This window comes from Streptomyces lancefieldiae (assembly GCF_031845825.1).
Taxonomy (GTDB): Bacteria; Actinomycetota; Actinomycetes; order Streptomycetales; family Streptomycetaceae; genus Streptomyces; species Streptomyces lancefieldiae.
On the sequence record NZ_JAVRFH010000036.1, the window covers coordinates 85,337 to 93,735 of the forward strand.

Annotated in this window: 7 protein-coding genes and 4 pseudogenes; 4 read left to right on the plus strand and 7 right to left on the minus strand. The window is 69.8% G+C overall.

Annotated features, from left to right (window positions below):
- Window positions 1–6 precede the first annotated feature (6 nt).
- Window positions 7–879, plus strand: coding sequence for an SMP-30/gluconolactonase/LRE family protein (locus RM812_RS28655; RefSeq protein ID WP_311578421.1), 873 nt, complete (start codon window positions 7–9; stop codon window positions 877–879).
- Between the two features lie 78 nt (window positions 880–957).
- On the opposite strand, the gene RM812_RS28660 is transcribed toward RM812_RS28655, so the two are convergent.
- From RM812_RS28660 to RM812_RS28675, 4 genes and pseudogenes are all read right to left on the minus strand, one after another.
- A complete protein-coding gene (locus RM812_RS28660) occupies window positions 958–2,232 on the minus strand; it encodes a hypothetical protein (protein ID WP_311578424.1) in 1,275 nt (424 codons plus the stop codon).
- Window positions 2,233–2,325: 93 nt separating this feature from the next.
- A complete protein-coding gene (locus RM812_RS28665; RefSeq protein ID WP_311578427.1) occupies window positions 2,326–3,393 on the minus strand; it encodes a zinc-dependent alcohol dehydrogenase family protein in 1,068 nt (355 codons plus the stop codon).
- A gap of 51 nt (window positions 3,394–3,444) precedes the next feature.
- Complete coding sequence (locus RM812_RS28670; protein WP_311578429.1) at window positions 3,445–4,791, minus strand: MFS transporter; 1,347 nt, start codon at window positions 4,789–4,791, stop codon at window positions 3,445–3,447.
- Window positions 4,792–5,139: 348 nt separating this feature from the next.
- Window positions 5,140–5,259, minus strand: a pseudogene (locus RM812_RS28675) (IS5/IS1182 family transposase); the annotation flags it as partial.
- A gap of 204 nt (window positions 5,260–5,463) precedes the next feature.
- Here RM812_RS28675 and RM812_RS28680 point away from each other — a divergent pair.
- Both RM812_RS28680 and RM812_RS28685 read left to right on the plus strand, forming a co-directional pair.
- Window positions 5,464–5,685, plus strand: a pseudogene (locus tag RM812_RS28680) (transposase); the annotation flags it as partial.
- 177 nt (window positions 5,686–5,862) lie between these two features.
- Window positions 5,863–6,084, plus strand: a pseudogene (locus RM812_RS28685) (hypothetical protein); the annotation flags it as partial.
- Window positions 6,085–6,301: 217 nt separating this feature from the next.
- Here RM812_RS28685 and RM812_RS28690 read toward each other — a convergent pair.
- Entirely contained in the window at window positions 6,302–7,129 is an 828-nt protein-coding gene (locus RM812_RS28690; RefSeq protein WP_394816527.1) for an enoyl-CoA hydratase/isomerase family protein, read from the minus strand.
- A gap of 120 nt (window positions 7,130–7,249) precedes the next feature.
- Between RM812_RS28690 and RM812_RS28695 the strand changes: the two genes are divergently transcribed.
- Complete coding sequence (locus RM812_RS28695; RefSeq protein WP_311578434.1) at window positions 7,250–7,645, plus strand: winged helix-turn-helix transcriptional regulator; 396 nt, start codon at window positions 7,250–7,252, stop codon at window positions 7,643–7,645.
- A 226-nt stretch (window positions 7,646–7,871) separates the two neighbouring features.
- Here RM812_RS28695 and RM812_RS28700 read toward each other — a convergent pair.
- Both RM812_RS28700 and RM812_RS28705 read right to left on the minus strand, forming a co-directional pair.
- A pseudogene (locus RM812_RS28700) lies at window positions 7,872–8,180 on the minus strand (integrase core domain-containing protein); the annotation flags it as partial.
- Between the two features lie 4 nt (window positions 8,181–8,184).
- On the minus strand, window positions 8,185–8,399 hold a 215-nt coding region (locus RM812_RS28705; protein ID WP_394816526.1), incomplete at its 5' end, for a transposase.

Below are 8,399 nucleotides of genomic sequence, written 5' to 3' on the forward strand. Positions count from 1 at the left end.
CTCACCATGACCGATCTGATGCCCCTGGGCGCACCGGACCGACTGGAACTCGGCGAGGGCATCCGCTGGGTGGACGGCCGGCTCGTCTGCGTCGACATCCTCACCGGCCGCCTGCTCACCCCGAACGGCGACGGCACCGCCCCGCTGCGGACCCTTGCCCGCCTGGACGTGCCGCTCGGCGCGGTGGCCCCGGTCGCCGGCCGGGCCGGCACCTGGATCGCGGCGGCCGGCACCGGCATCTGCCTGCTCACCGCCGGCACGGCCCCCGAGTGGCTGGCCGACCCCGAGCGGGCCGCGCCGACCGCGATGCGCATGAACGACGGCTGCGCCGACCCGCACGGCCGCTTCTGGGCCGGGAGCATGGCCTACGACGGGACACCGGACGCCGGCTCCCTGTACCGGACCGGCCCCGACGGCACGGTCACCCGGGTCCTCGACGGCATCACCATCCCCAACGGCCCCGCCTTCGACCGGGACGGCACCACCATGTACCTCGCCGACAGCGCGCGTGGTCTCGTACGGCGCTACGCCGTGGACCCGCGGGACGGCGACCTCGGCGTGGGCGAGGAGTTCGCCCGCGTCACCGAGGGCAGCCCCGACGGCATGACCGTGGACGCCGAGGGCGCCCTGTGGACGGCGGTCTGGGGCGCGGGCGAGGTCCACCGTTACCTGCCCGACGGCACCCTGGCGACCGTACTGCGCCTGCCGGTGACCCAGCCCGCAGGCGTCTGCCTCGGCGGCGACGACGGGCATACCCTCTACGTCACGACGGCCCGGGTGGGACTTGCCGCCCCCGGACCGCTCGACGGGGCTGTGTTCCGTGCCCGGGTGGAGGTGCCCGGCCTGCCGACGGCCGCCTACGGTTCCACGGCGACCTGACCGCCGTACGCCTGATACGCCTGTGCCCGGCACCCTCGGCGGACCCGAGGGTGCCGGGCACAGGCGTACTGACGGAGGTCAGCCGGGCAGCACCGTCACCGCTCCCAGGACGTTCCTCCCGCAGCACACTTCCACCCGCGCAGCGCCCGGACCGGCCGGCAACCGGGTGTCCAGCACCAGGGGCGTACCCGCCCCGCACTCACCGAGGGACTGGCGCCGGAGTACCCGGCCGGTCGTGTCCCGTACCAGCAGGGCCGCCGGGCCGCCGCCCGACGGCACGCACACGCCGGTCACCTTGCCCTCGGCGTACCTGAGCGGCTCGCCCCACCAGGCGTGCGCGCCGACCGAGGACACCGCGCCGAGCCGGGGACCGAGCGACACGGTGCCGTCCAGTGCGATGGTGTCGCCGGGCGCCAGTTCCCGGTACGGGCCGAGCGCCTCGCACTCCACGACCCGGTGGCGCGGCCGTAGGCCACCCAGGTGTTCCAGCGGCGAGTCCAGTGGGTGCTCCAGCCACACCTCGGCCCGCGAACCGCCATCGGTGTAGGGAGCGTCGGGGTCGACGGGGAAGCGGTAGGTCCAGGTACCGGCCGGGCCGACGTGGGCGATCCACCCGGCCGCATCGGGAAAGCCGACCTTGCCGACCACGTCCTGCGCCGGGACGTGCAGGACATCGCCGCGGCGCTCGACCCGCGGCCGTCCGGTGCCCGTGACCAGGTCCACGGTGGCCGGCGCGCCCGCCCCGGACGTCCCCAGCCACACCCCGTCACCCGGCCGCTCGGCGGGATGCCCCGGCAACTGGGTGACGTTCCACAGCGCCCACCGGACATTCCGCGCCGAGACGTTCTGGGCGCTGAGCCGCAGCGCGAAGTCGCACCGGCCGGTGACGAGAGTGATCCGGCGGGTCAGGCGGAGCCCGGTGCGCGGATCGTCACCGCTGGTGAGGGTGATGTCGGCGCGCGAGCCGTCGTCCGCGACGTCCACGTCGCACGTGTACGCCCCCGAGTCCAGGACGGGGTCCGGGGGACCCGCCCACTCCTCGGGACCCGACCAGCCCTGCGGGGCCGGCCAGGTCTTGTCGCCGCCCCAGTTGTGCCAGGCGGACATCGGGCCGTCGTGCGGGCCGACGGCACGCGGGTCCCGGGCGTTGAGTGCGTCGTCCAGGAGGTCCGGATTCCGGTGCAGGAACTCGCGGCCGTCCCGGACCGCCGACAGGAGGCGGCCACCCAACGCGGGGGCGATCGACAGGCGAACCAGACCGTTGTCCACCTCGACGATCTCGTGTCCGGCACGCGTCCGCCGGACGGCGCTGACCCGGCTTTCGCCGGCTCGGTGTGCGGGTGTACTGCTCACGGAGGTGCTCCTCGAAAGAACGGGCCCGGACGGCAGTGGTGGAGTCACTGCCGTCCGGGCCGCGCGGTGGGAAAGGACGCTGCGGCGCGTACGTCAGTCCTCGAAAACGAGGCAGACCTTGCCGGCGGCGCGACCGGCCGCCGCCTGGTAGGCGTGCTGGGCCTCGGTGAGCGGGAAGCGGTCGCTGACCAGCCGCTCGGGGTGCAGTTCCTGCCGGGCGAGCAGTTCGGCCAGCCGGGTCATGCCCTGCACGGAGGTGACCCAGGAACCGGAGATCAGCACCTGCTTGTGCAGGACGTCGTCCGAGACGTCGAGACTCATCTGCCCGCCCTCGCCGACGAGCGCGAGCCGGCCGCGCACCCGCAGCGCCTTGAGGGCGAGGGAGCGCGCCGCGGGGTGACCGGAGCAGTCCACGGCCGCCTCGACACCGGTGCCACCGGTCAGCTCCAGCACCCGGTCCAGCGGCTCGGCGGAGGAGTCGAACACCTCGTCGAACAGCCCGAGCGAGCGGGCCCACTCCATCCGTTCCGGGACGACCTCGGCGCCGTACACGGTCCGCACACCGAAGGCACGGGCGACCATGGCCGCCGCCGCGCCGACCGGGCCGAGCCCGGTGACCAGCAGCCGGTCCGCCCCACTCAGCGCGATCCGGGAGAGCGCCTCGTAGACCGTGCCGATGCCGCAGGCGATGAAGGCGCCGTCGACGTAGGTGAGGGGCTCGGGCAGAGGGACGCAGGTGTTCTCCTCGGCGAGGAGGTACGGGGCATGGCCGCCGTCGCGCTGCCAGCCGTAGGCCGCGCGGGACTCCGAGGTGCAGCCGATGAAGTAGCCGCGTGCGCACTCGTCGCACTGGCCGCAGCCGGAGATGTGGTAGACCGCGACCCGGTCGCCGGGCTTGAGCCGCTTGCAACCGGGGCCCACCTCGATGACCTCACCCGCCGGCTCGTGGCCGGCCACGACGTCGTCGTAGCGGGCGCCGCCTTCCCCGATGTGGCCGTTGTAGATGTAGTGGATGTCGCTGCCGCAGATACCCGAGGCGCGCGTGCGCAGGACGACCTGGCCGTGGCCGGCCCGGGGCCGGGGCGTCTCGCGCAGGTCGACGGTGCCGTCACCGGGCAGGAAGGCGCCGGTCATCGTGGCGGTGTGGGAGTCGGTGCTCATGTCGTTCCTCGTTGCTTCGGGTACGGGGTGTGGGGGAGAGGGCGCGGCCGGTCAGGACGACTGGAGGTCCTTCGGTGCGAGAGAGACCGCCGGCACGGGGCCACCGGCGCGGCGCGACCCCGGGTCCTCGGGCACGTCCAGATAGCGCCAGGTGAGCAGGGCGCCGGCCAGGTACATGCCGATGTAGACGATGACGACTCCGGTGTGGCCCACGAGGGGGTCGACGACGGAGTACGTCAGGGGCCCGACGAAGGTGGAGAGTCCGGCGGCGAGGCTGTAGATGCCCATGGCGTTGCCCTTGTCCTCCTCGGGTACCAGGGACGGGAGCAGCGCGGACAGCGGAATGTACCCGGCGAGCATGATGCCGTAGACGACCGTGGCCAGCAGGGCGACGGCGTAGTTGCCGGGCGCGAGCTGCGGCACCCAGTAGACGAGCGCCACGCCGAGCGCGCAGCCGACGCCGCCGGCCCAGGCGATGGTGGAGCGCCAGCCCAGCCGGTCGCTGATCCGGCCGAAGAACGGGTCGGCGAGGATGCCGATGACACCCATGAACGTGACCAGGGCCAGGTACTTCGATTCGCTGATGCCGATGTCGTCGGTGAAGAACGACGGCAGGAAGACGAAGAACCCGAAGTACGGCGTCGTGTTGATCATCCGGACCACCGCGGCGATCCCGATGCGCGGATGGCGCTTGAGCACACTGACACCGCGCAGCAGCTCCGACCGGAAGGAGAAGCCCGGGGCCGTGGTGTCGACCATCGGCCGGGTGCCGCGGGCTTCCTTGACGGCGAAGGAGCCGATCGCCGCGCCCACCGCGACCAGCCCCAGGGACAGCCAGAAGGTGGAATAGGCGCCGACCAGGGGGATGCTGACGGCGGCGATGGCGGAGCCGATGGTCGGCAGCCCCGCGCTGTAGGCGAACCAGAACCAGCCCGCTGCGGAACCGCGCAGTTCCCTGCGGGCGGTGAGCTGGATCCAGAGCAGGAACGCGTAGGCGAACAGCGGATAGGCGATGCCGCGCAGGCCGTAGAAGACGTAGACGAGAACCTGGTTCTCGCTGGGGAGGGCCAGCGTGAGGAAGAGTACCTCGAAGACGATCCAGAGCACCGCGCCGGTCCGCATGACACAGCGGGGTCCCCACACGTTGGACAGGGCGCCGGAGAGCCAGGAGCCGAGGGCGACGAAGGCGCCGTAGACGCTGATGACGAGACCCGCGCCGGAGGAGGTGAAGCCGCTGTCGCGGAGGTACGGCTCCAGGTAGTTGGACTCCACGCCGTCACCGATCATGAAGATCAGGACCGCGACATATCCCCACATCAGGGGGCGGGGGATGCCTATGCGCTCCACCCAGGGCAGCGCGCTGCGCGACACCGTCGGCGCGCCGGGGGCTGTGCTCATCGAAGTTCCTTCCTGGGGCCCGGGGCAGGCCGGGGACGTAGCCGGAAGCGGCAAGCGCAGCCATTAAATATGAATTAAACTGGGGTTTCAATGGTGGCACCGGTCACAGGTGCGGGGGCACGGACGCCGGAGGAGGGCAGGCCGAAGGGCCGGGCCCGTGGGAGTGGGCGCCGGCAGGCGGATCGGGTCGTCAGGCAGGCGTCGGGGTCAGTGAATCCTCAGGCGGAGCCCGGTGCGTAGTACGTGCCGGGACCGAGGGCCGCGTAGACCCGCGTACCTTTCGTGTTCGGTGAGGGCTGGATCGGCTACACGCCGCTGCACGGCCCCTTCGAAGAGGGGCCGGTGGGCGCGGCCTTCTCGCCGCCGGTGCCCTCCACCCTGAGGACGGACCGGCACCGGCGGCGCCACCCGCTGGAACAACGTCCACAGGTCCTCCGGCGCCATCCGCTCGACAAGCGCAGCAGTCATCACCCCAGACTGCCGCAAGATCACGCCAAGTGAATCGCGTCTTACGAGCTGGTGCGTGATAGAGGGTGAGGCATGTTGGGCTTGCTCATGGCCTGCTCTCAGTGGGCGGTTCGTGGGCCTTTGAGTTGATCTGATGTCGCCTGATGGTGTGGCGGCGGGGCGGAACCGGCCGGTCCGCGGCTATTGATCTGTTGATGTGACCGGATGAGTGAACGCAAGCCGTGTCCAAGTGACTTGTCGGACGAGCAGTGGTCGTTGAACGAGCCGGTGATCACCGCGTGGAAGGACCGGCACCGCTCGGTCAGCGGCCACCACGGCGCCTATGCGATGCGGGAGATCGTGAACGCGATCCTCTACCAGGGGCGGACCGGCTGCCAGTGGGCCTATCTCCCGCACGACCTGCCGCAGAAGAGCGCGACCTACTACTGCCGGTACGTACAAGCTCGCCAACGATTCCGCGGTCACGGCCCGCACCCGGGCGATCAACCAGCTCAAGGACGTCCCGGTCATCGCCGACCCCGCCCTGCGGAAACGAATACCACAGCGGACAACCAGCCGTAAGCTCCAAAGACATCACGAGTAGCAATCTCAGCAGGAGCTTTCGCCCGCCCCGGCATCGAGTCCAGTGAACGGCTTGGCCGGCACCGCTGGAAGAACGAACGGTCGATCTCCTGGCTCTTCGGCTACCGCCGCCTTACCGTCCGATATGAACGCAAGGGTTCCCACTTCCTCGCCTTCCTCGGCCTCGCAGCCGCCCTGACCTGCTACAAGAAACTCGCAAAAATGAGCCGAAGCTCAGGAGTTGTCACCAGCGAAACCGGCTGAGCTGGTGAACAGGGACGGCCGAAGCAGCCTGGTTGTCTCAAACGAGGCATCCGACTTGTCACAGGCGCTCATTCAGCAGTCTTTCTGTCACCAGAATGGTGCCGCACCGCCGCCGAACGGGCCGCCTGGCAGGCGGTCGACGCCCGGCTCGCCACCCTAGCTCCGCAAAGCCGACCACCAGCCCTACAGGCTGGCGCAGAGGGCGAGACGGGTTCCACTACCCGGCGAGATGGCGGAACAGACTCTCGAGGTCCTGTTCGCCGTCCCGAGTCTGGGCGTCGTTGGCCAGCCCGGCGTCCATGAGCTGTGCTGTGGCGGGTCGGAATACGAGCCCGGCCCAGGCGGCGTTCTCCCGCGCCAGGCCATCAGAATGATCGCGGGGAACGATGGCATGCTTGGCTGCCGCGACAACGCCGTCGGGCAGCGCGGCGATGTTACCGGCGAGGCGGTTGACGAACTCGTCGAGCTGGTCGGCGGGGACGGCTCGGTTGACCCAGCCGTACCGCTCGGCGGTCTCGGCATCCATCAGGTCGGCGCCGAGCACGATCTCCAAGGCGCGGTTACGGCCGACGCGCTCGGTGAGGTACTGCGTGGCGCCACCGCCAGGGACGATGCCCATGAGAGCTTCGATCTGGCCGAGCCCGGCCGTGCCGGTCGCTGCGAACGCCATGTCCGCGGCTACGACGAACTCGGCTCCGCCGCCGCGCGCCTTGCCGGCGAGCTTGACGATGGTCACCTGAGGTTGGCGGCGTAGCTGCTCCCCGACGGCCTGGAAGACGTTGACGCCGTCCGGCAGGTCGGCCATGAGTCCGGCGAGGGCGTTCGGGGTGGCGGTCATGTCGACGTGGGCGAGGAAGAAGTCCGGGTCCGCGCTGTCGAACACGATCACGCGTACGGTGTCGTCGCCGGCCAGCGTGGTGAGCAGGCGCCGCAGGTCGGTCATGACCGCGACGCTGAGGACGTTGATCGGCGGGTTGTCGATCGTGACGTGTGTGACTGCATCCTTCCGGCTGACGCGCAAGGTCTGGTAGGCGTCGTTGCCCATGGCTTTTCCCCTAGGTACCTGGCAGGATTCTGGTTCCTGTTGCATACCTACAGTGAAACCGGCTGTGACCTGCGTCAATAAGGCACTTCAGGCATCCCAGGGATTGTGGAGGATACCGCCATGGCCACTTCAGAGGCCGTCTACCGGGCCATCGCCGAGCACGACGTGGTGTTTCGGGCCGACTGTCCGAGCCGGCCCATCCTCGATCAGATCGCCGACAAGTGGTCGATGATGGTGATGGCAGTCCTGGTCGAACCACGCCGGTTCAACGAGATCAAGCGCCGCCTCGACGGCGTCACGCAACGTGTCCTCACGCAGACCCTGCGCCGGCTCGAACGCAACGGGATGGTCGAGCGCCGCGTGCTGCCGACCTCGCCGGTCGGCGTCGAATACTCGCTGACCTCTCTCGGCGAATCCCTGCGCGAGCCGTTCGCCCACCTCTACGACTGGACCGTCGCGAACGCCTCCGAGATCCAAGCACGCCAGCGCGACTACGACCAGCGAGCCCCGCGCTGACACCACGACCATGAGGCGAGCCGTAACGAGCGGTACCCACCCGGTCCCCTGACCTGTGCCACGCGCCGACCACGACCGGCGACTCAAGCTCATGCGGGGAGCTGTGACGGTCGGGGAAACAGTGCCGATGGCGTCGTTGATCGAAGAACTGGGGCTGCGGCCCGGGTGCGGGTGGAGTCAGAGTGAACCGCTCCGACTTTCCTGCCGGTGTTTTGTTGGCCGGTGATCAGTCGGCTCGTGGTTCTGAGTCAGCGTAGTGTGCTGCCTCGTACTCGGTGGGGCTGATCACGCCCAAACTGGAGTGCAGGCGGCGGTTGTTGTACCACTCCACCCACGCGGCGGTGGCGTACTCGACGTCCGAGACCGTTCGCCAGGGGCCGTCGTGGAAGACCTTGGTGCGGATGCACTCGGACTTGTAGAGGCCGTTGATCGTCTCCATGAGTGCGTTGTCGTAGGCGTCGCCGACGCTGCCGATCGAGGGCCGGATGCCCTCGAGGTGCAGGTGCTCGGTGAAGCGCACGGATGTGGATTGGGCGAGTTCAATTGGTCGTTGCAACACCGGGCTGTGGCAGCGAGCGTAGCTGTTCTTCGAAGACATCGGCCGGCGTCCGCCAGCCCAGGATTTTGCGGGGCCGGTTGTTGATCGCCGTGGCGACGGCTTCGAGGTCCGTGGACGACCAGCGGGAGAGATCGGTGCCCTTCGGGAAGTACTGACGCAGCAGTCCGTTCGTGTTCTCGTTCGTCGGTCGTTGCC

Coding starts and splice junctions, on each gene's coding strand:
- RM812_RS28695 (WP_311578434.1), top strand. CDS start 7,250: ATGGCCACTTCAGAGGCCGTCTACCGGGCCATCGCCGAGCACGACGTG.
- RM812_RS28665 (WP_311578427.1), bottom strand. CDS start 3,393: ATGAGCACCGACTCCCACACCGCCACGATGACCGGCGCCTTCCTGCCC.
- RM812_RS28690 (WP_394816527.1), bottom strand. CDS start 7,129: ATGGGCAACGACGCCTACCAGACCTTGCGCGTCAGCCGGAAGGATGCA.
- RM812_RS28670 (WP_311578429.1), bottom strand. CDS start 4,791: ATGAGCACAGCCCCCGGCGCGCCGACGGTGTCGCGCAGCGCGCTGCCC.
- RM812_RS28655 (WP_311578421.1), top strand. CDS start 7: ATGACCGATCTGATGCCCCTGGGCGCACCGGACCGACTGGAACTCGGC.